Origin of the sequence: Undibacterium sp. Ji22W, from assembly GCF_049340305.1 — a bacterium.
GTDB lineage: Bacteria > Pseudomonadota > Gammaproteobacteria > Burkholderiales > Burkholderiaceae_D > Undibacterium.
In genome coordinates, this window is the sequence record NZ_JBMPOU010000015.1 from 1 (window position 1) to 393 (window position 393).

Below are 393 nucleotides of genomic sequence, written 5' to 3' on the forward strand. Positions count from 1 at the left end.
TACCACCTTCACCAACCGTCGGGCTGCTGACCGATGTCACTACCAAGCGATCATCATCGCCACCACCTGTGCCGCTAGCATCATCATGTATCGTCGTCGTCACACTCGCCGTGCCTAACGTCGCATTGGTCGGTGCAGATAAGTTCACCTGGAAGTTTTCAGCTCCTTCAAACACCGTGTCATTGCTAATCGCAACCGTTATCGTTTTACTGGTTTCACCCGGAGCAAACGTGACGTTACCAGCCACTGCTGTGTAATCACTGCCCGCTACTGCACTACCATTGGCCGTACTGTAATTAACACTCACTGGTGCCGCATTCGCACTACTTAAACTCACGGTGTACGTCACTGTTCCTGCCGCTTCATTCACGTCGCCCGGACCACTGATACTAA

The 393-nt window shown here is 52.4% G+C and carries 1 protein-coding gene; it reads right to left on the reverse strand.

What is annotated here, in order from left to right:
• On the reverse strand, positions 1-393 hold a 393-nt coding region (locus ACO0KW_RS20385), incomplete at both ends, for a Calx-beta domain-containing protein (RefSeq protein ID WP_423055175.1).